The 21,969-nt window shown below is 60.6% G+C and carries 21 protein-coding genes; 5 read left to right on the forward strand and 16 right to left on the reverse strand.

What is annotated here, in order from left to right; translation table 11 throughout:
- Position 1: 1 nt before the first annotated feature.
- Both sdhC and BTM36_RS06725 read right to left on the reverse strand, forming a co-directional pair.
- Positions 2-412, reverse strand: a complete 411-nt coding sequence (sdhC, locus tag BTM36_RS06720; protein WP_039875248.1) for a succinate dehydrogenase, cytochrome b556 subunit — start codon at positions 410-412, stop codon at positions 2-4.
- 162 nt (positions 413-574) lie between these two features.
- Positions 575-1,360, reverse strand: a complete 786-nt coding sequence (locus BTM36_RS06725) for a GntR family transcriptional regulator (RefSeq protein ID WP_006463277.1) — start codon at positions 1,358-1,360, stop codon at positions 575-577.
- Between the two features lie 464 nt (positions 1,361-1,824).
- On the opposite strand from BTM36_RS06725, the gene BTM36_RS06730 reads away from it, so the two are divergent.
- The 5 genes from BTM36_RS06730 to BTM36_RS06750 all read left to right on the forward strand — a co-directional run bounded on the left by BTM36_RS06730 (position 1,825) and on the right by BTM36_RS06750 (position 8,832).
- Positions 1,825-2,814: a malate dehydrogenase gene (locus tag BTM36_RS06730; RefSeq protein WP_034350453.1), complete on the forward strand. Its 990-nt coding sequence runs from the start codon at positions 1,825-1,827 to the stop codon at positions 2,812-2,814.
- Between the two features lie 120 nt (positions 2,815-2,934).
- Entirely contained in the window at positions 2,935-3,936 is a 1,002-nt protein-coding gene (locus tag BTM36_RS06735) for a CoA ester lyase (RefSeq protein WP_077235668.1), read from the forward strand.
- Positions 3,937-3,957: 21 nt separating this feature from the next.
- Positions 3,958-4,506, forward strand: a complete 549-nt coding sequence (locus BTM36_RS06740; RefSeq protein WP_077235669.1) for a hypothetical protein — start codon at positions 3,958-3,960, stop codon at positions 4,504-4,506.
- Positions 4,507-4,658: 152 nt separating this feature from the next.
- On the forward strand, positions 4,659-7,370 hold the full coding sequence (gene acnA, locus BTM36_RS06745; protein WP_006463273.1) for an aconitate hydratase AcnA: 2,712 nt from the start codon (positions 4,659-4,661) through the stop codon (positions 7,368-7,370).
- A 214-nt stretch (positions 7,371-7,584) separates the two neighbouring features.
- Positions 7,585-8,832, forward strand: a complete 1,248-nt coding sequence (locus BTM36_RS06750) for a DUF2863 family protein (protein ID WP_077235670.1) — start codon at positions 7,585-7,587, stop codon at positions 8,830-8,832.
- A gap of 236 nt (positions 8,833-9,068) precedes the next feature.
- On the opposite strand, the gene BTM36_RS06755 is transcribed toward BTM36_RS06750, so the two are convergent.
- From BTM36_RS06755 to BTM36_RS06820, 14 genes are all read right to left on the reverse strand, one after another.
- Complete coding sequence (locus BTM36_RS06755) at positions 9,069-9,575, reverse strand: chemotaxis protein CheW (RefSeq protein ID WP_006463271.1); 507 nt, start codon at positions 9,573-9,575, stop codon at positions 9,069-9,071.
- 18 nt (positions 9,576-9,593) lie between these two features.
- The gene (cheA, locus tag BTM36_RS06760) at positions 9,594-11,789 is read right to left on the reverse strand and encodes a chemotaxis protein CheA (RefSeq protein WP_077235671.1); all 2,196 of its coding nucleotides are present in this window, start codon (positions 11,787-11,789) and stop codon (positions 9,594-9,596) included.
- Between the two features lie 53 nt (positions 11,790-11,842).
- The gene (locus tag BTM36_RS06765) at positions 11,843-12,208 is read right to left on the reverse strand and encodes a response regulator (RefSeq protein WP_006463269.1); all 366 of its coding nucleotides are present in this window, start codon (positions 12,206-12,208) and stop codon (positions 11,843-11,845) included.
- A gap of 130 nt (positions 12,209-12,338) precedes the next feature.
- Positions 12,339-12,893 (reverse strand): hypothetical protein, encoded by a 555-nt coding sequence (locus tag BTM36_RS06770; protein WP_006463268.1) that lies wholly within the window; start codon positions 12,891-12,893, stop codon positions 12,339-12,341.
- A gap of 72 nt (positions 12,894-12,965) precedes the next feature.
- On the reverse strand, positions 12,966-13,904 hold the full coding sequence (gene motB, locus BTM36_RS06775; protein WP_077235672.1) for a flagellar motor protein MotB: 939 nt from the start codon (positions 13,902-13,904) through the stop codon (positions 12,966-12,968).
- Between the two features lie 66 nt (positions 13,905-13,970).
- Positions 13,971-14,831 (reverse strand): flagellar motor stator protein MotA, encoded by an 861-nt coding sequence (gene motA, locus BTM36_RS06780; protein ID WP_006463266.1) that lies wholly within the window; start codon positions 14,829-14,831, stop codon positions 13,971-13,973.
- 175 nt (positions 14,832-15,006) lie between these two features.
- Positions 15,007-15,801, reverse strand: a complete 795-nt coding sequence (locus tag BTM36_RS06785) for a class I SAM-dependent methyltransferase (RefSeq protein WP_077235673.1) — start codon at positions 15,799-15,801, stop codon at positions 15,007-15,009.
- 103 nt (positions 15,802-15,904) lie between these two features.
- Complete coding sequence (gene flhC, locus BTM36_RS06790) at positions 15,905-16,516, reverse strand: flagellar transcriptional regulator FlhC (RefSeq protein ID WP_039875244.1); 612 nt, start codon at positions 16,514-16,516, stop codon at positions 15,905-15,907.
- Between the two features lie 174 nt (positions 16,517-16,690).
- A complete protein-coding gene (flhD, locus tag BTM36_RS06795; RefSeq protein ID WP_006463263.1) occupies positions 16,691-17,008 on the reverse strand; it encodes a flagellar transcriptional regulator FlhD in 318 nt (105 codons plus the stop codon).
- A 668-nt stretch (positions 17,009-17,676) separates the two neighbouring features.
- A complete protein-coding gene (locus BTM36_RS06800; RefSeq protein WP_077235674.1) occupies positions 17,677-18,855 on the reverse strand; it encodes a cystathionine beta-lyase in 1,179 nt (392 codons plus the stop codon).
- 134 nt (positions 18,856-18,989) lie between these two features.
- Entirely contained in the window at positions 18,990-19,358 is a 369-nt protein-coding gene (locus tag BTM36_RS06805) for a hypothetical protein (protein WP_254426951.1), read from the reverse strand.
- 59 nt (positions 19,359-19,417) lie between these two features.
- Positions 19,418-20,794 (reverse strand): 30S ribosomal protein S12 methylthiotransferase RimO, encoded by a 1,377-nt coding sequence (gene rimO / locus BTM36_RS06810; protein ID WP_006463260.1) that lies wholly within the window; start codon positions 20,792-20,794, stop codon positions 19,418-19,420.
- 170 nt (positions 20,795-20,964) lie between these two features.
- The gene (locus BTM36_RS06815; RefSeq protein WP_139347092.1) at positions 20,965-21,597 is read right to left on the reverse strand and encodes a hypothetical protein; all 633 of its coding nucleotides are present in this window, start codon (positions 21,595-21,597) and stop codon (positions 20,965-20,967) included.
- A partial coding sequence (locus BTM36_RS06820) for a DUF6402 family protein (RefSeq protein WP_254426950.1) occupies positions 21,573-21,969 on the reverse strand: 397 nt, incomplete at its 5' end. The genes BTM36_RS06820 and BTM36_RS06815, both read right to left, overlap by 25 nt.

Raw genomic sequence — 21,969 nt, forward strand, 5'->3', positions numbered from 1 at the left:
TTCAGAAAGCTCCGAACAGTTTCAATGCGACCAGGATCATCAGCGCGATGCTGATCACCAGGACAGTTGCCGAGGACTTGCGTGCGCTGTCCTTGTCCAGACCGATGTGGTTGTCCATGATCAGGTGGCGGATGCCGGCGCAGAAGTGATGCAGGTAGGCCCAGGACAGAGCCAGGATGACCAGCTTGACGAACCAGCCGGAGGTGAAGCCCTTGAGATAGGCGAAGGTACCTTCCGAGAGCAGGCTGCTGTCCAGAAGGAACAGGATGAAAGGAAGCATCAGGAACAGGAACAGACCGCTGATGCGGTGCATGATCGAGACCAGAGCCGCCAGGGGCATGCGATAGCCGGCAATTTGGGTTAGGTGTATGTTACGAAATTGCGGCCGTTGTGGTTTAGCGGCTTCAGACATACAAGGTTCTCCTCAGTTTAAAACAATATGCAATTTTCGCCGATTTTCGAAATCACCATCAACTTTTATTGCGCTTCGCAGCATGCCGGCAGGGCCTAGCGCCCGGCCCCTCCCGCTGCACGGTCGGTTGCCACCGACCCGGGACAAAACAGCGTCGTCCGCTCAGCTCAACTCGCTTTGGTAATGATGATTCGTCGTCAGGTACAGCCCGCGCCGCATTTCCACCGGCTTGTCGCCATAGGTAAATGAAGCCCGCTCCACACTCAGCAACGGCGTTTGGGGCGCCACGCCCAGAAACTCTGCCGCATCCATATCCGCCCCGACGGCACGGATGCGCTCTTCGGCACGGATCATGCGCGTGCCGAACTCCGACTCGAACAGGCCATACAGCGGCCCGCGGTATTCCACCAGGCGTTCGGCCGTCAGCCCCTTGAAGATGGCGCCGGGCAGCCAGATGTCTTCGAGGATGATGGGAACGCCATTGAACGATTTTACCCGGCGAATAAAAATGACGGAGTCGCCCGACTTCATGTCGAGCTGACGGGCCACTTCGGCCGACGCGCGCACGCGCTTGACTTCGATGATCTTGTTCTCGGGACGCTGCGGCTCGTCGCTGTCGGCCATCAACCGCAGGAAGCGGAACTGCGCCTGGGTCTCATGATGGGTGGCAACGAAGGTCCCCTTGCCCTGGCGGCGCACCACCAGGTTTTCGGCCGCCAGTTCGTCGATGGCCTTGCGCACCGTGCCCTGACTGACCTTGAATCGATTGCCCAGCTCCACTTCACTGGGAATGAGCTCGCCGGGCTTCCACTCACCGGCCTCCAGGCGCTGCATGATGAGCGCCTTGATCTGCTGGTACAACGGACTGAAGGTGGGCGCAGGACTGGCAGCACCCGCCCCCGCGGCATGCGCGTCGGCGTTGTTCGAATTAGGCAGGATCGAGCTCATAACCTCGAATTTCACCACAAAATCCCTTCCGGCGTCCAGCAAAAACTAGGCAATAATATGTCTTATATAAGACATAAGATATTGATTGACAGCGCTCTTTCGCAGGCCTACACTCGCGAGCAACCTGAAGACCTGCAAGGCAGACCGGGTGCGATTTACAGGCCGGAGGGCGCTAACGAGAATCGCTCTCATCCAGACCTATCGAAGGCGGCGTTTTCATGCACGCAGAGCACAAGTTTGACAGGTTTTTGATTTGTCGGCAGAGCCCGAACCGAAAGCAACTGACTCGCTGCGTTTTCGACGGTATCATGGCGGCCTAACAAGAATTCGAGGAAGTCGCGCAATTTCCTGCGCAAACCAGAAGCAACCGCAGACGGCCCTGCCGCGCTCTCCGCGACGCGACCGCAACGTGCGCTTCATGCAGTCTGAACGCTTTTTTTCATCACCTCTTTTGGAGATTCAACATGGCTAAAGCCCCCATGCGTGTTGCCGTCACCGGCGCCGCCGGTCAGATCGGTTACTCCCTGCTGTTCCGCATCGCCAACGGCGACCTGCTGGGCAAAGACCAGCCGGTCATCCTGCAACTGCTGGAAATCCCCGATGAGAAGGCACAGAAGGCGTTGAAGGGCGTCATCATGGAAATCGATGACTGTGCCTTCCCGCTGCTGGCTGGCGTGACCGCCCACAGCGATCCGATGACCGCCTTCAAGGATGCCGACATCGCCCTGCTGGTGGGTGCCCGTCCCCGCGGCCCCGGCATGGAGCGCAAGGACCTGCTGGAAGCCAACGCCCAGATCTTCACCGTGCAGGGCAAGGCGCTGGACGCCGTCGCCTCGCGCAACGTCAAGGTCCTGGTGGTCGGCAACCCGGCCAACACCAACGCCTACATCGCCATGAAGTCGGCACCGAACCTGCCGGCCAAGAACTTCACCGCCATGCTGCGCCTGGACCACAACCGTGCGCTGTCGCAAGTGGCGGCCAAGATCGGCAAGCCAGTCTCGGCCATCGAAAAGCTGTGCGTCTGGGGCAACCACTCGCCGACCATGTACGCCGATTACCGCTTCGCCACCGCCGATGGCGCCTCCGTCAAGGACACCATCAACGACCAGGAATGGAACAAGAACGTGTTCCTGCCCACCGTCGGCAAGCGCGGCGCGGCCATCATCGAAGCCCGCGGCCTGTCCTCGGCAGCATCGGCAGCCAACGCGGCCATCGACCACGTGCGTGACTGGGTGCTGGGCACCAACGGCAAGTGGACCACCATGGGCATTCCCTCGGACGGTTCCTACGGCATCCCCGAAGGCACCATGTTCGGCTTCCCGGTGACCACCGAAAACGGCGAGTACAAGATCGTCCAGGGTCTGGAGATCGACGAGTTCTCGCAAGAGCGCATCAACATCACCCTCAAGGAGCTGTTGGAAGAGCGTGAAGGCGTGAAGCATCTGGTCGGCTAATTGACCAGGGCGCGGCGGTCTTCAATCGCCGCGCCCGTCGTCTTACTGAAATACCGGCAATACCCGCAATATCGCAATACCGATCGATCCGACAACCTTACCCCAGTCCCATTCGCAGCAATGCATCCTTCCCAGGTCTTGTTCCCAGGTGCCCAGCAGCCGGTTTCGCTCCCGGTGTGCGATCACTACGCCGGCTCCGAAAAGCTGATGCGCAAGTCGATGGCCCTGCAGGAGGAACTCGGTCCCCGGTTCGACATCACCTTCGACTGCGAAGACGGCGCCGCCGCCGGCAATGAAGCCGCGCACGCCGAGCTGGTCGCCTCGCTCATCGCCGGCCCCGACAATGTCCACCGCCGTATCGGCGCGCGCCTGCATGACGTGGGCCATGCGCATTTCGAGCAGGACGTGGCCATCATCTGCGGCGCCGCTGCGCGCGAGCTGGCCTACGTGATGTTGCCCAAGCCGGAAGGCATTGCCGACGTGCTTCACGCACTGGAGAGCATCAACCGCGTGGCCGCTGGCGCCGGCCGTGCGCAACTGCCGGTGCAGGTGTTGATCGAGACCCACGGCGCGCTGGCCGATGCCGCACGCATCGCCGCCCTGCCCCAGGTCCAGTCGTTGTCGTTCGGGGTCATGGATTTCGTCTCGGCACACTACGGTGCCATCCCCGGCAGCGCCATGCGCTCCCCCGGGCAGTTCGACCACCCGCTGGTGCGCCGCGCCAAGCTGGAGATTGCCGCCGCCTGCCATGCGCACGGCAAGGTGCCGTCGCATAACGTGACCACCGACATCAAGAATCCCGCCGCCGTGGCCGATGATGCGCGCCGCGCGGCACAGGAATTTGGCTACACCCGGATGTGGAGCATCCATCCGGACCAGATCCGTCCCATCGTGCAGGCCATGTCGCCCTCCACCGAGGAGGCCGAACTGGCGGCACAGATCTTGCTCAAGGCGCAGTCGGTGCAATGGGGTCCGATCCAGCACCTGGGCAACCTGCACGATCGGGCCAGTTATCGCTATTACTGGAGTATCCTGCAACGCGCCCACGCCACTGGCGTGGCGCTGCCGCCGGAAACCCTAGTCTGGTTCGCCGCCGGCGACTCCCCCTCAACCACGCAGTAAAGACCGTTTCGATCACCGCACATGAAAAAGCACCTGACCCTGATCGCCCTGCTGGGCGCCCTGTTCGCCACCGCCGGCATCAGCCCGGCACAGGCCGAGACCGCCACCGCCGCCAAGCCCGCTGCCAAGAAGAAGGTGGTCAAGAAGGCGCCGGCCAAGAAGGCCGCAGCCGCTGCCGCCGCCGCTCCGGCTTCCAAGATGCCCTTCTCGTCGGACGCCGAGGATGACGACAGCGAACCCGAACTGGGCGGCACCCTGTCGGCCGACTTCCAGTGCGAAATGGGCCACAAGCTGACCATCTGGAAGAACGAGACCGACGACAAGCACATCGCCATCCGCTGGGACAAGCGCATCCACCGCCTGACCCGTGTGGAAACCACCACCGGCGCCAACCGCTTCGAAAACCGCAAGATGGGCCTGGTCTGGATCGGTATCCCCGCCAAGGGCCTGTTGCTGGACTCCAAGAAGGGTCAGCAGCTGGCCAACGAATGCAAGAACGCCGAGCAGATGAAGGCCGCCGCCGCACCGGCAGCGAACCCGACCGTTGCCGCAGCGCCGCAGCAGAACTGACACGGGAAGCCGCGCTTCCCGGACCAGACCCCAGCCGTACCAGAGAAACAAAGAATCACAGAATCAGGCAGCACCCCGCAGTTCACCATTGCAGCGCAAACCGGATTCGACTAGCTAGCATCACTAAATTGCCAAATTAAGGAGAAGAGGCCATGTCTCGCAACACATTGAACACCCTGAAGGAATTCAAGATTTCCGATTCCAAGAAGGGCAAGTTCTACTCCCTGCCCGCCCTGCAAAAGTCGCTGGGCGTGAATATCTCGCGCCTGCCGGTGTCCATCCGTATCGTGCTGGAATCGGTGCTGCGTAACTGCGATGGCCAGAAGGTCACCGAAGAACACGTCAAGCAACTGGCCAACTGGGGTGCCAAGGCTGCCCGCGTGGATGAGATCCCCTTCGTGGTCGCCCGCGTGGTGCTGCAGGACTTCACCGGCGTGCCGCTGCTGGCCGACCTGGCCGCCATGCGCAATGTCGCCAGCAAGCTGGGCAAGAACCCCAAGAACATCGAACCGCTGGTCCCGGTGGACCTGGTGGTGGACCACTCGGTGCAGATCGACCACTTCCGCGAGAAGAAGGCGCTGGACCTGAACATGAAGCTGGAATTCTCGCGCAACAACGAGCGCTACCAGTTCATGAAGTGGGGCATGCAAGCCTTCGATACCTTCGGTGTGGTGCCCCCGGGCTTCGGCATCGTCCACCAGGTCAACCTGGAGTACCTGGCACGCGGCGTGCACAACAAGACCGGCGTCTACTACCCTGACACCCTGGTCGGCACCGACTCCCACACCACCATGATCAACGGCATCGGCGTGGTCGGCTGGGGCGTGGGCGGCATCGAAGCCGAAGCCGGCATGCTGGGCCAGCCGGTCTATTTCCTGACCCCGGACGTGGTCGGCGTGAACCTGACCGGCGCCCTGCGCGAAGGCGTCACCGCCACCGACCTGGTGTTGACCATCACCGAACTGCTGCGCCAGACCAAGGTCGTGGGCAAGTTCGTCGAATTCTTCGGTGAAGGCACCGAATCGCTGTCGCTGACCGACCGCGCCACCATCGCCAACATGGCTCCGGAATACGGCGCCACCATGGGCTTCTTCCCGGTTGACGATGCCACCATCGACTACTTCAAGGGTACCGGCCGTACCAAGGCCGAGATCGACGCCTTCGAAGCCTACTTCAAGGCCCAGGGCCTGTATGGCGTGCCCAAGGCCGGCCAGATCGACTACACCCAGGAAGTCTCGCTGGACCTGGGTACCGTCGCTCCCTCGCTGGCAGGTCCGAAGCGTCCGCAAGACCGCATCGAGATCGGCAACGTCAAGTCCACCTTCGCCGACCTGTTCACCAAGCCGACTTCCGAGAACGGCTTCAACAAGAAGGCTGAAGACCTCACCGCTGCCTACAAGAACGCCGACGGCGTGGATGTGCACAATGGTGACGTGCTGATCGCCGCCATCACCTCCTGCACCAATACGTCCAACCCGAGCGTGCTGCTGGCTGCCGGCCTGTTGGCCAAGAAGGCGGTCGAAGCCGGCCTGAAGGTCGCACCGCACATCAAGACCTCGCTGGCCCCTGGCTCGCGCGTGGTGACCAAGTACCTGGAAGCGGCTGGCCTGTTGCCCTACCTGGAAAAGCTGGGCTTTGGCGTGACCGCCTACGGTTGCACCACTTGCATCGGCAACGCCGGTGACCTGACTGCGGCCATGAACGAAGCCATCGTCAAGAACGACGTCGTGGCTGCCGCCGTGCTGTCGGGCAACCGCAACTTCGAAGCCCGTATCCACCCGAACATCCGCGCCAACTTCCTGGCTTCGCCGCCGCTGGTGGTGGCCTACGCGATCGCCGGCAATGTCACCCGCGACCTGATGACCGAACCGGTCGGCAAGGGCAAGGGTGGCAAGGACATCTACCTGGGCGACATCTGGCCGACCTCGCAAGAGATCGAAAAGCTGCTCAAGTTCGCCATGAACGCCAAGACCTTCAAGGAAAACTACGCCGACGTGAAGGGTGCCCCGGGCAAGCTGTGGGAAGCCATCAAGGGCGTCGCCAAGGGCGAAGTCTACAACTGGCCGACCTCGACCTACATCGCCGAGCCGCCGTTCTTCGAGAACTTCAGCGAAGAGCCCAAGATCGCTGCCGCCGGTATCTCCGGTGCACGTGCCCTGGGCGTGTTCGGCGACTCGATCACCACCGACCACATCTCCCCGGCCGGTTCGATCAAGGAATCCAGCCCGGCCGGCAAGTGGCTGCAAGCCAACGGCGTGCTCAAGGCTGACTTCAACTCCTACGGCTCGCGCCGCGGCAACCACGAGATCATGATGCGCGGCACCTTCGCCAACGTGCGCATCAAGAACCTGATGATCCCGGCCAAGGAAGACGGCTCCCGCGTCGAAGGTGGCATCACCCTGCACCAGCCGACCGGCGAACAGATGTCGATCTATGACGCCGCCATGAAGTACGTGGCCGAAGGCACCCCGACCATGGTGTTCGGTGGCGAAGAGTACGGCACCGGCTCCTCCCGTGACTGGGCCGCCAAGGGCACCCAGCTGCTGGGCGTGAAGGCCGTGATCGCACGTTCCTTCGAACGTATCCACCGTTCCAACCTGGTCGGCATGGGCGTGCTGCCGCTGCAGTTCCTGGGTAGCGACAGCGTGCAGACGCTGGGCATCACTGGTGACGAAACCTTCGACCTGAAGGGCCTGGACGGCGAGATCAAGCCGCAACAGGAAGCCACCCTGGTGATCCACCGCAAGAACGGCGAGACCAAGGAAGTCAAGCTGCTGCTGCGCATCGATACCCCGATCGAAGTGGACTACTACAAGCATGGCGGCATCCTGCCGTTCGTGCTGCGTCAACTGCTGGCAGCCTAAGCAGGACGGGCAGCGCGGCGCCCCCCCCGGTGCCGCTGCTGCCATGCAGTCTGCACGTTTGCAGAAACGAGAAACGCCGGATTCGTCCGGCGTTTTTTATTTTTCCGCTGCCGCAGGCTGCCCTTTGGAATCAGGTCAGCAGTCTGAAGACGGACACCGCTGCCAAATCATCTACAATAGACGGTTTCGTTTCCACAGATTACAGATAGCCTACATGCGTCGTCCTGCCAAACGTTCCTCCTCCAAGCTCTCTGCCGACAGCCAGCACCTGGTCACCTTTGCGCAAGCCATCGCGCAGGCGTCCAGCCGGCTCGAAGAGCGCGCCTGGCTGAAACCCCTGGACGCCCTGCTCAACAAGCTCCTGCGCGCCGGCAACCAGGGCCTGATCGACACCGCGCTGGACCACCTCTTCAAGGCCGATCTGGACGCCTACGATGTCCTGATCGAGGCCGTCGAGGCCGGCAGCGAAGCCACCACGCTGGAACACGATGGCCAGGACTACGATGTCCAGCTGCTGGTCCTGCCGGTGCTGGCCTGGACCCGCTTCGCCATCGCCTCGGGCACCATTGCCGGCGACCTGCAGAACGCCATCGCGGCCCACCTGCACGCCCACATCCTGGCCAAGGACGCACGCCTGGCGCTGGCACCCAGCCTGTTCTCGATCGAGCAGCTGCCGCGCATGCACGCCGACGTATTCGCCCTGACCCGCCAGATGGGCCAGAGCGCGCTCAAGAATGCCCCGGTGCAACTGCGCGGCGAACAGCCGCCGACCGCCGCCTTCCTGGCCGATACCCGCTATGCCATCGCCGCCGTGGTGGTGCCCGCCGGTGGCGCCCTGTTCCACTGGCAGGAAAGCGAACAGCAGAGCCACTTCTCGGCCAACAAGACCGCTGCCTTCGACGCCTGGACGCAGCAGGTTACGCCGATCTTCACGCGCCTGCTGCCCGGCTGCAATGTCGAGCTGCTGCTGCCGCAAGCCTATTTCTTCGGCTGCCGCGAGGCCGACAAGCATATCCGGCCGGCGTCGATCCGTGCCGCCGACTACTTCCTCACGCAGACGCTGGATATCGCGTCCTCCGAGCTGCATGCCAGCATCGGCGGCTTTTCCGAAGACATCAACGGCCAGATCGACGAATACCGCATCGGCTTTTCCATCGGCAACGACCCCACCGTGGTCTACGGTACCGTGTGGCCGCTGTACGAACAGGAAAGCGGCGAAGACCTGCCCATGATGATCCCCGGCGGTGCCGGCCTGCTGGAAGGACTCCCGGCTAGTCCGCTGCAGCAGATCCTGGCTACCCTGCGCGAATGCGGCATCGTCCAGATCAAGCATCACAGCGAACGTTTCACGATGGAATTCTGCGATGACTGCGGTGCGCCCCTGTTCCCCGATCGCGAGGGTGAACTGGTGCATGCCGAGATGCCGGAAGATACCCCGCCTCCGGTCGAACACTTCCATTGACGCACCATCGGGCTGCGCGGTCTGCCGCATAGTCGGCGGGAGGCGCCACGCCGTACCTTGCCTGACGGCATTGGGAGCGGCCAATAAAAAAGGCATCCACCACACGGCGGATGCCTTTTTCTCTTCTGTATCGGGCTAGCCTGCCCGCTTTTCCTGCGGTACCGAACGACGAAAAACGTCAGATCCGGACTGCGTCTCCTCCGGATCCCTTAGCTTCCTGACAGACCTGAGGGCGATCAGGCAGCCAGCTTCTCGATCAGACCCATTTCGGCGCTGGACATCAGCTTGTCGATATCCACCAGGATCAGCATGCGCTGTTCCAGGGTACCCAGACCGATCAGATAGTCGGAGTCGAAGGTGGTGCCCATTTCCGGGGCCGGCTTGATCTGTTCCTGGGTCAGGGTGATCACGTCGGAGACGCTGTCGACCACCATACCCACCACACGACCACCGATGTTGAGGATGATCACCACGGTGAACTGGTCGTAGGTCGGCTCGCCCAGCTGGAACTTGATGCGCATATCGACGATGGGGACGATGATGCCGCGCAGGTTGACCACGCCCTTGATGAAATCAGGCGAGTTGGCGATACGGGTCACGGCTTCGTAGCCGCGAATTTCCTGAACCTTCAGAATATCGATGCCGTATTCTTCCTTACCCAGGGTGAAGGCAAGAAACTCGTTTCCATTGCTGTCGGTTTTTTCGCCGAAGCCGGAAAGATTCTTGGTTGCAGTGTCAGACATGTTGTGGCCCTTTAAATATCAGGAAAATACAGATTCGTCGTTCAGTTGGCGGCTGGATCGCAGCAAGGCTGCCACATCGACAATCAGGGCGACGCCGCCGTCGCCCAGAATGGTTGCTCCGGAAATGCCGGCGACCTTCCGGTAGTTGGATTCCAGATTCTTGACAACGATCTGCTGTTGTCCGATCAGGTCATCCACGAAAAGTGCCGCCTTCTTTCCATCTGACTCCAGAATGACCACCAATCCTTGCGAGGGATCGGTGAAGGAGGGTTCGATGTTGAAAATCTGATAAAGCGGGATCAGGGGCAGGTATTCGCCGCGTACGCGCAGCACCTGGCCCTGACCGGAAATCTCTTTGATATCTTGCGCCAATGGCTGCAAAGATTCAACCACATATCCCAGCGGCAATATGTAGACTTCTTCACCAATCCGGATCGACATGCCGTCCAGGATGGCCAGCGTCAGCGGCAGCGAGATCGAGATGGTGGTGCCAAAGCCCTTGCTGGAGCGGATATCCACCGCCCCACCCATGGCCAGGATGTTGCGCTTGACCACATCCATGCCCACGCCACGCCCCGACACGTCGGTGACCTGTTCCGCAGTGGAGAAACCGGGCTCGAAGATCAGTTGCCAGACCTCGGCGTCCGACAGGTTGTCGGTGACCGGCATGCCCTGCTGCTTGGCCTTGGCCAGGATCTTGTCGCGGTTCAGGCCACCACCGTCGTCGGTGACCTCGATGATGATGTTGCCGCCCTGATGTTCGGCAGACAGGGATAGCACACCTGCCTCACTCTTGCCGGCGCTGCGACGGGCATCCGGCAGTTCGATACCGTGGTCGATGCTGTTGCGCACCAGGTGCGTGAGCGGATCGACGATACGTTCGATCAGGCCCTTGTCCAGTTCGGTCGCGGCGCCATGGGTGACGAATTCGACCTGCTTGCCGAGCTTGTGCGCCAGATCGCGCACCATGCGCGGGAAGCGCGAAAACACATAGTCCATGGGCATCATGCGGATCGACATCACCGATTCCTGCAGATCCCGGGTATTACGGCTCAACTGGCTGACACTGTTGAGCAGGTGCTCATGCTGCATCGGATCCAGCTTGCCGACACGCTGCTCGATCATGGCCTGGGTGATCACCAGTTCGCCGACCAGGTTGATCAGTTGGTCGACCTTTTCGATGCTCACGCGGATCGACGAGGACTCCGGTCCCTGGGCGGCGCCCCCCTTGGCGGATTTCTTTTCCGAGGAGGCATGCTCGCCATGCAGATGGGCGTCGTCGTGATGGCCGTTGGCACCATTGGTGCCATGGGCGGCGGCAGCGTGGGCGCTCTCCGGCTCAGGCTTCTTGGCGCTGATGTCCAGCGGCACGAAGGGAGCGAAGAAGCCGTAGCCCTGCTCGCGCTCCTTGTCTTCCACGGTGGTCTGGTTGTCGAAGAAACCGTAGCCCTGGGCGCGTTCGCGCTCTTCCTGGGTCACGAAGTTATCGAAGAAACCATAGCCGCGCTCTTCATCGGCGGTCTTGCCGGGATCGACAGCCTGCGAAATCTTCAGATCGGCCACATTGACGATGAAGGCGCAGATGGCGACCACGTCATCGATCGGTTCGGCCGTATCGAGAATGAAGACCCAGTTTCCTTCGGCAGACTTGGTCTTTTCAATCTTGCCCAGCATGGACAGCTCGTCGGCCAGCGCCTCGGCGTCCTTGTCGGCGATGACCGGCATCTCCAGCCGATAGCGACGGGCGCCGTCGGGGCCCACCATGGCCGCGGCCGCGGCCGCAGCCGGTCCTGCAGCAGCCCTGGGAGTGCTCGCGCTGGAGCTCTTGCCCTGCGACAGGGCTTCGAGCAGCATGCGTACATCACCCACGGCATCCTGATCCACCTCGGCGCCATGCTTGTGGCCGTCGAGCATGGACTTCAATACATCCTTGGCCGCCAGGAAGGCGTCCACATGTTCCGCGGTCAGGGCCATCTGACCCTGGCGGATACGGTCCAGCAGCGACTCCAGTACGTGCGTGACCTCGGCGATGTCGGTCAGACCGAAGGTCGACGAGCCGCCCTTGATGGAATGCGCGGCACGGAACACGGCATTGAGGTCCTCCGGATCGGGCGAGGCCACATTGACGGCCAACAACAGCTTTTCCATTTCCGCGAGCCCTTCCTCGGCCTCGTCGAAAAAGACCTGGAAAAACTGGCTCATATCAATGCTCATGCCTGGGCTCCATGCTGGATGCGGTTCGTGTCGTTCTTGTTATCCCGGCAAGATCAGCCGATCACCTTGCGCACTACCTCGGTCAGGCGCTGCGGGTCGAAGGGCTTGACCAGCCAGCCATTGGCGCCGGCCGCCTTGCCCTTGGCCTTCATCTCGTCACTGAACTCGGTGGTCAGCATCAGGATCGGCACCCGCGCATAGCTGGTCAGCTCGCGCAGTGAGCGGATCAGGGTCAGGCCATCCATGCGCGGCATGTTCTGGTCGGTCAGGACCAGGTCGAAGGTATGCGTCTTGGCCTTTTCCAGCGCGTCCACGCCGTCAACCGCTTCGGTCACGTTGTAACCCGCAGCCTTCAGACTGAATACCACCATCTGGCGCAGTGACCCGGAATCATCTACTGCGAGAATCGTTTTGGACATCGTTACTCCCTGTTTCTTCAATAAGGCTCATGCGCATGTGCATTATGCCGCAGCTCCGGCCGCCGACCTATTGCCCTGCGCCCGGCCGGAATGACCTAGTTCAATCTTGACCCACTCAGCCCGCAAAGGCTTAGAACAACTCGATATCGCCGCTTTCCATGCGTGTCTGGCGCACCGCTTTCCACAGCCCGGTATCGAGCACGGTCAGCCGCTCCTCCATCGCCTGCACGGTGCTGGCCAGCAGCTCCCTGAGTTCCTCGTCGGTCTGCCCCTGCTCCGGTACGATCTCGAAACTGTTGGCGCTCAACACCCCCAGCGCTTCACGCAGGCCGATCACGCGCCGCACGATACGCTCCAGCAGCTGGCTGGTCATGTCCTGGAACTGCAGACCGGTGACCGCCGCGTTCACATGGTGGCTGACCTGCGCCTGGGTCGCCTTGAGCTGTTCGATACTCTCGCTGTCGAACTCGCCCGTGCCATTCATCAGTCCCTCGAGGATGGTCTGCTGGGTCTGCACAGAACGGTGCAGCTCCATGAAACTGGTACCCAGCTTGCCGATGGCTTCGCCCAGGAGAATGTTGGTCTGGACCAGGTCCGACTCCACTTCCGTCAATTGGCGGCTGCCGCCGCTGGCAGTATCGAGCAACAAGCGCTTGAGCTCCTGCAGCATGGTCTTGGTCGGCATATCCAGCTCTCTTCCCCTGTTCAGTTGGAACACTTCTGCTTCAATGGCAAATCCCCGCCCGTCACGCCTGCCTCAGTTCTTGGGCGGCGCGGTCAAACCCTGCTGAATGTCGTCGTCGCTGGCGTCGGTGGGCACGTTCAGCGAGCCACTATCCTTCTCGACCAGTTCCTCGGCCTTCTTGTTCATGACGATGATGCTGATGCGACGGTTGATGGGGTTGAACGGATCTTCCTTGTCCAGCAGCACCGCCGAGGACAGGCCCACCACCCGCAGCACCTTGGATTCGTCCATGCCACCGGTGATCAGCTCGCGGCGCGATGCATTGGCGCGGTCGGCCGACAGTTCCCAGTTGCTGTAGCCCTTCTCGCCACGGGAATACGGCGTGGCATCGGTATGCCCGGACAGGCTGATCTTGTTGGGGACATCGTTCAGGGTGCGCCCGATCTCGTGCAGGATTTCCTTCGTATAGGGCTGCAACTGGGCGCTGGCCAGGGCGAACATGGGACGGTTCTTCTCGTCCACGATCTGGATGCGCAGGCCTTCAGAGGTGATGTCGATCAACAGCTGGTTCTTGAACTGCTTCAGCGTCGGATTGGAATCGATGGCCTTTTCCAGGCGCGACTTCAATTGCTCCAGGCGCGAGCGCTCGGCACGCTCCAGTTCCTGCTGGGCCTGCTTGAGGGTCTGCTTGCGCGTGACCACGTCGTTCTCGCCCTTGCGCAACTGGCCGTCCTGGCGGGTCAGGTCCTTGCCGCCGCCCGGCAGCACCGTATTGGCGTCGCCGCTACCGGAGCCGCCGGCCATGGCGACCTTCAGCGGTGTCTTGAAATATTCGGCGATGCCGTTCAGGTCGCCCTTGGCAGTCGAACCCAGCAGCCACATCAGCAGGAAGAACGCCATCATCGCGGTCACGAAGTCGGCGTACGCGATCTTCCAGGCGCCGCCGTGGTGACCACCGCCGCCCTTCTTGATCCGCTTAACGATTATGGGACGTAGCCCTTCGTCGGCCATGCCTTACTCCTGCTCAATGCTGATGTCTGTGTGAATCGATGCGCGTACCATCCGCCAACGGCAGGATTACTTGCTCTTGGCCTGCTTGACGTGCTCTTCCAGTTCCAGGAAGGTCGGACGCTCGGTCGAGAACAGGACCTTGCGGCCGAATTCGATCGACAGCGCCGGCGCGTAGCCATTCAGGCTGGCCAGCAGCGTCACCTTCACGCACTGGTAGATCTTGGTCGATTCGTGCAGCTTCTGTTCCAGCAGGCTGGACAGCGGACCCACGAAACCGTAGGCCAACAGAATACCGAGGAAGGTACCCACCAGCGCGTGCGCAATAAGCATACCCAGCTCGGACGGCGGAATACCCACCGATTCCATGGTGTGCACCACCCCCATCACCGCGGCCACGATACCGAAAGCCGGCATGCCGTCACCCAGCTTGGCGATGCAGTGCACCGGAATCTCCCCCTCGTGGTGGTGGGTTTCGATTTCGTTGTCCATCAGGTTTTCGATCTGGAACGCATCCATGTTGCCCGACACCATCAGGCGCAGGTAGTCGGTCATGAACTCGATGAGGTGATGGTCGGCCAGCACGCCGGGGTACTTGCTGAAGATGGGGCTGCTTTCCGGCTCTTCGATGTCACCTTCGATGGACATCAGGCCTTCCTTGCGAGACTTGGTCAGGATCTCGAACAGCAGCGCCATCAGCTCCATGTACAGCGCTTTGGTGTAGGTCGAGCCCTTGAGGACGGTCGGCAAGGCCTTCATCGTAGCCTTGATCGCCTTGCCGTTGTTACCCACCAGGAACGCGCCACCCGCGGCGCCGCCGATCATCAGCAGTTCAAGTGGCTGAAACAGCGCCCCCAGATGGCCGCCGGACAGGGCAAAGCCGCCGAAGACGGAGCCCATGACAATGACATATCCGATAATGACTAACAAAGTGCCTGCTCCCGTCCCAGTGGCGTTGCATGTATTTTCACGTTCGTCAGATTACAGGTATTCCAATCAAGCAAATGAGGGAATACATATCCGAAAAACGCCCTTCCTTTTCGATTTACGGCTCAATCCGGGCAAACTTGATACGTCGCGTCTCGCATTGCGTCACTTTATGCGCTCACATGCGCCAGCCATGCAGCACCGGCCCCTCCCCCTCGGGCTGGATCACCAGGTCCGGCGTGGTCCCCGGAATATGGAATTCGTAGCTCAGTAACAGCGTCCCCGGCCGCATTTCGGCCCGGGCCTTGTGCCACAGGGCCAGCATGGCGGCTGGCGAAAGATAGGCGAACACCACGTCATACTCTGCGAAATCGAGCAACAGATAATCGCCCCGCACGAAGCGGCAACGATTGCCGGCCAGCGCCGCACGCAGGCGGCTCACCAGCCAGGGCAAGGGCGCGATCTCGATGCCGGTGAATTCACTTTCAGGCCGACGATGCGAAAGATCCAGCACCGCGCCACCCAGGCCGCTGCCGATATCCATGAAGCGGATCGCCCGTCCCTGGGGCAACAAGGCGGCCACCGCATCCCAGGCATTGCGGCCGGAGGGATAGAACGGCACCTGGCTGCGGAAGGTGGACCAGAACAGCACCAGCATGAACAGGAATACCGCCAGGAACAGCCAGGGCGGCAATTGCAGCCGCCCTACCAGCAGCGCCGCCAGCGGGAACACCAGCAGGATCAGCCACCACCACACGGCCATGCGGCGCAGACGTGCCAGCAGCGCGGCAATCGCACCGTGCAGCACGGAGGTTTGCAAGGGAGAAAAGGGAGAAAGACCGGCGCGCTGGCACAGCACGTCGATCACGTTGGCGCCCACCAGGCCCAACACGAACAGCAGCAAGGCCTGGATCGCCGGCGCCTGCAGCAGTGGCCTGCGGCGGGCGCCGGGGTGGTTCTCTAGGTCAGACATCTAGACAATCGGCCTCATTCTTCCTGGCAGAGTAGCAGCGCCACTGTCACGGTCAAGCGGCCGAACCGCGACCGCATCGACAGCGATGGCGCAGCACTGCGGATCAGGCAACGGCCGCCAGCACCGGCTCGGCGACCATCGGGGCGGAGGCTGCCACCGGCAGGGCTTCCACCAGACCCATGACCACCGCATCCTTGGCCTTCTTGGTCTTGCCAGCACGCGAAGGCATGTGGCACAGGCCGCACAGATAGTCCTGATGCAGGTCCAGTCGATGCACCACGAAGTGGCCGCCGCACTTGCAGCAGGGCGTGGTCATGAGCATCTTGCTTTCGAAGAAGCGCACCAGCGTCCAGGCCCGCGTGAGCGAGAGCACCGGCTCGCCGGCATCGCTCTGACCGACCTGTTCCAGATAGAGCTTGTAGGCCTTCATCACGGCTTCGATGCCGCTGATGCGGGCATGCTCCACCAGATAGCGGTGCACGTTGATGAACAGCGACGAATGGATATTGGGCTGCCAGGTGATGAACCAGTCCGTCGAGAACGGCAGCATGCCCTTGGGCGGCGAGACGCCCTTCAATTCCTTGTACAGCTTCAGCAGGCGCTCGCGCGACAGCGAAGTTTCCGATTCCAGCAACTGGAGGCGCGCCCCCAGGTTGATCAGTTCAATGGCCAACTGAATTTCCTGCGCCTCTGTGACAACGCTCTTTTTAGCCATGGTGCTACCCCCCGGTGATTTCGTAGTGACACTGCCTGACCCCTCTCCATGTGCACAAGGCAGATGGACATCAGGCTGCAAATCCAAGACACAAACTCATTAACTGCTACGGTACGTCTTCCCCTCCGGCGCATTGACCCCTGCCCGCGCCGGTCCTGCTCTTGTCTTGTTGTTTTACGAAATTTGTTCGCTGGGCTGACAGGCCATCAGGATGGCTGCATGCGACTGGGCCAGGCTTTTGTCCTTGTTGTAATTGGTGAGCATGCCGAGGATGGCACCATCGTCGAAACGGAAGCGCGTCAACATCATGTTGGTCGCGGCCAGTTTCATGATCTGGGCATTGGACAAACCCTCGATCAGATCGGCGATCTCTGCGCTGATACCCAGCCGGAAGATTGCGGTCGGCTTGTCCTGACGGATCATCTGCTGTGCCAGCATCAGATAGCTCAGGTTGGCATCGCGGATCTCCGCCATCATGTCGTTGGTATTCATTTGCACCCCACCTCGGTAAGAACTCCATACTGCTCTGTGCTGCTCTCGGCTGCATTGAGCTGCTTACAATCGCTTACATTTACTTGACTGCAAGCCAATTCTGAGGGGGGGCGGACAGGCGGGAAATTAGACTTGATCGGTATTTTTCGTCCGAAACAAAACCAACAGGCTTGTCAGACTTTGTCTTACAAGAAGACCTATTTCGCCTGCAGTTTTGATGCCAGGGAAATGAACAGCCAGAGTCCTTGCGACTTCCGGCGACAATCAGGAATTTCCTGATCAAAAGGTTTCTTGACCGAAATGGCTCAACAAAATTAGCACCAAAGCAACAAAATAAATTGTAAATTTTGGCGGTTTTCTTGTGCCATGTTGCTGTGTAACGACTAGCTCAGCCGCATTTCTTCTTCGACTGCCGAGCTAAACTGTAGTTTCCTTCAACAAGGGGCCGCAGAAAAATTGCAATGTTTTACGCGGTCTGACATTTTTTGCGCCACTGCACGAGAAAATGCGAAGCGGCCCAGCGGTGTGAGGATGCCGTATCAAGAATGACTAGCATTTTATGACCGGCTGCCCAGCACCAAAACGAGAAACAGAGGCAACATTTACCTTTATTCAATTTCTGGACGGCAAACCCGGTGCAGACGCACCGCGCCGGGTTGGCTCGACGCTTACATGCGTGCCAGGGCCTGTTCGATATCGGCGATGAGATCTTCCGGCGACTCCAGGCCGATGTTGAAGCGCACCAGCTGCCCTTCTCGCATCCATTCCCGGCGCATGCCCCGCATCCGGTATGGCACGCACAGGCTGTGTGCACCGCCCCAGCTGTAGCCGATCTTGAACAGGCGCAGGCTGTCGACAAAGCGGTCGGTCTGCTCTTCCACGTAGCGCTGATCGAAGATCACCGAGAACAGGCCGCCTGCGCCGGTGAAGTCTCGCTTCCAGTGCGCATGGCCGGGGCAATCCTCGAAGGCCGGGTGCAGCACCGAGACGATCTCCGGACGCTGCTTCAACCACGTCGCCACCTTGCGCGCGGCCGCATCGTGCGCCTCGAAGCGCAGGCGCATCGAGGACAGGCTGCGCAGCACCAGATAGACGTCGTCCATGCCCACGCCGAACCCCAGGCGCATGTGCGCCAGCTCCAGCTTTTCATTGAGGGCCTGGTCACGCACCATCACCGCGCCCATCAGCACATCAGAACCACCGGACTGGTACTTGGTGACGGCTTGCATGACGATGTCCACGCCATGCTCGAAGGCCTTGAAGGCCAGGCCGGCGGACCAGGTATTGTCGATCGCCACCAGCACGCCCCTGGCGTGGGCCGCCCGGCACAGCGCCGGAATATCCGGCACTTCCATCGATACCGAACCCGGTGCCTCGGTCCACACCAGACGGGTATTGGGCATGATCAGGTCGGCCAGACCCTCACCAATCATCGGGTCATAGAATCGCGCCGTGATCTGGAAATCACGCTCCAGCCACTGGCCCAGGTCCTTGCTGGGCCCGTAGACGTTGTCGGGCAGTAGCACATCGTCGCCGCTCTTGAGGAAGGCGAAGTTGACCATGGCGATGGCGGCCAGCCCGCTGGGCGTAACACGACAGTAATTGCCGCCCTCGATCTCGGCCAGCCGGGCCTCCAGCACGAAACTGGTGGGCGTGCCGTGCAGGCCATAGGTGTAGCCCAGCTTTTCTCGCCAGTCGCGCGAGCGCATCGCCTCGACGTTGGGGAATACCACCGTGGAAGCGTGATGGATGCCCACCGGGAAGGCCTCGAAACCGTCAGGGGCGCGATAGCTGCTGTGGATCAGGGAAGTTTGCGGCGTGAGAGAAGTCTCTTTGGGGTCGGACACGATTCTGCCTCTGAAAACGAGACGCGCAGCGAAGGGCTGCGCGCAAAGGCATCACTATACGCGCAGCCTGCCGACACCGAAAGCCGGCGTCAGCAAATCACGCGATCAAGGGTTCGGAGACGATCAGCCCGGCCTCAGGGCAGTTGCAACGCGAATGGCTTGGTGACGGCACCATCGGCACTGGACCAGGTACCGGTGATGGACTGGCCCTGCCGATGCCCTTCCCACTGGCCCGACACATCCTTGCCATTGACTGATTCTTCCATGATGAAATCATCGCCATCGACCTCACCGGCAACCAGGATGTCAGGCGATCCGCCAAAGAAGAAGTAACGCCCTTCCACGCCGTCCTCGTTCTTCTTCGGTTGCAGCGAAAGCTGGATGTCGCGCCCGTCGATCTGGCCACGCAGCACCAGCGCATGGGTCATCAGCAGCTGTTGCAGCGAACCCTCCGGAGCGCTGGCGGCCGGTCCTGGCCTGGCGGCCCAGGTCGATGCCGGCATGAGGACCGAGCAGGACAGCGCCGCCACCAGCAGGCTGCGCATCAGCAAACGCTGCGCCTTCACTCGGCCGCGCCCCACAGGTCGTGAGCATCGGCGGCGGTAATGCGCACGTCCACGAACTGGCCCACTTCCAGCTTGCGATGCGGCTCGAAAGGTGGCTTCACATAGACCACGCCGTCGATTTCCGGCGCATCGGAATAGGTGCGGCCGGTACCGCCGTTGCGGTCCACCTCGTCGATCAGCACGCGCAGCGTCTTGCCGACCTTGGCCTGCAGGCGCTTCTTGGAAATCTCTTCCTGCAATTGCATGACACGGCCGCGACGCTCTTCGCGCACTTCTTCCGGGACCGGATTGGCGATCTCGTTGGCGGTCGCGCCTTCCACCGGCGAATAGGCAAAGCAGCCCAGGCGATCGATCTCGGCTTCCTTGAGGAAGTCCAGCAGGTATTCGAACTCCGCTTCGGTCTCGCCAGGGAAGCCGGCGATGAAGGTGGAACGGATCGTGAGGTCCGGGCACATGGCGCGCCAGGCCTGGATGCGTTCGATGTTCTTTTCGCCGTTGGCCGGGCGCTTCATGCGCTTGAGCACATCCGGATGAGCATGCTGCAGCGGCACGTCCAGGTAAGGCAGGATCTTGCCTTCGGCCATCAACGGGATGATGTGATCAACGTGCGGATACGGATAGACATAGTGCAGGCGCACCCAGGCACCGTACTGCTGGGCCAGCTCACCCAGCGCACCGACCAGCTGGGTCATGTGGGTCTTGATCGGCTTGCCGTTCCAGAAGCCGGTACGGAACTTCACATCCACACCATAGGCACTGGTGTCCTGTGAGATCACCAGCAATTCCTTGACGCCGGCCTTGAACAGGTTCTCGGCCTCCAGCATCACATCGGCGATGGGACGCGAGACCAGGTCGCCGCGCATGGAAGGAATGATGCAGAAGCTGCAGCGATGGTTGCAGCCTTCGGAAATCTTCAGGTAGGCGAAGTGCTTGGGAGTCAACTTGACCCCCTGCGGCGGCACCAGGTCGATGAAGGGGGCATGTGGCTTGGGCAGGTGCTTGTGCACCGCCTGCATCACCTCGCCCACCGCGTGCGGACCGGTCACTTCCAAGACCTTGGGGTGAATCTTCTGGATGATGTCGTCGCCCTCGGCGTCCTTCTTGGCGCCCAGGCAGCCGGTGACGATCACCTTGCCATTTTCGCTGAGCGCCTCGCCGATGGCATCCAGCGACTCCTGCACGGCAGCATCGATGAAACCGCAGGTATTGACGATCACCAGATCGGCGCCGTCGTAGGACTTGGCGGTGTCATAGCCTTCGGCCCGCAACTGGGTCAGGATCTGTTCGGAATCGACCAGTGCCTTCGGGCAGCCGAGGGAGACGAAACCGACCTTGGGCAGGGCCGGGCTGGCGGGAGAGGATGGGTTGGACATGGCAGATGGCTCAATGAGACGGGCCGCAAGCGGCCGAAAATACGGGAAAAAGCGAAAAATGCTTTAAAAATCAGGGCGCTATTGTACATCGTCCGCTCGTCCACACCCGCTTTTGCCGGTTTCGGGCGTGTGAACCGCCTCGACAGGTATCGAGGCCATTTCAACTCAATTCAATTGGCAAGGGGAAGCCGCGCCCTAATCCAGTCAAGTTTGGTTGGTGGGATTTTGATGGAATGAAGTGCCTGACTAGCAGACTTATCGTAGTAAAGAATGACATCGTCGCCATATTCAAGCTCCTTTTCTGAGCCATCATTCCAATAAAAAGTGAAGTATCGCAATGCCTGAAGCTCTCCTGCCTCGTCGAAGACTTGCAACCTGACCTGACGACCATTTCCCCAGAAAAAATTCGTGCTGCACATACTGATCGTGTATCGCCGGCCGTTGAACGCCTGGACACCGCCATTCAACAATTTTGTGACGTAATCACAATCACCATAGGAGGTTTGGTGCCAAAGAGAAATCAGGCAAACCAACGCGTATGACATAGCGATGCTGCAAAGGATGGCAAGAGATCGTCGCTTGCTCTTCCTTTTGTCCTTGAAGATCCAGTAGAGCAGCCACCCGACCAAGACGAACAGTAGGCCGTAGCCTCCCCATTCTTGAGCAAGCGCGAACAAAAATAGAATCCTCACCCCGATTTCATTGGGGAGAATAAAAACCACCATCGCCATTACCAACAGCATCGAGAAACCATAGAGCAGTCTTACAACCCATCTCTTTACATTTTTTCTGGTCGTCTGCATAAGGTATCCAGTGAAAATTCAATGGGTTTTCCCAGCTTCATGTAATGCGGCTTGGAAAATACCCAGAAATCGCCACCGCGATCATGTTTCTCCCTCCATTCGTTAAAGTTCTTATTAAAGACGGGGAAGTAGACATCTTTCTCTTTAAATTTCCTGACGATGCCTCGCCTTGCATCCACAACTTTGTCCAGCGCGCTCTCGACGATGTAATCCCAGTTGATGATGGTCTCGACGTGTTTTGAATTTCCCATGTCGGTATGTAGCCGCGATTGTTTGCCGTCCACGAAATCACTGATTGGAATAGCCCCTTGAATCTCAGGACACGAAGACTCTCTTAAAATAGAGGATAGTCTTATGACCAGTTTTACGACT

The sequence above is a fragment of the Herbaspirillum sp. VT-16-41 genome, assembly GCF_001994935.1.
GTDB lineage: Bacteria > Pseudomonadota > Gammaproteobacteria > Burkholderiales > Burkholderiaceae_D > Herbaspirillum > Herbaspirillum frisingense.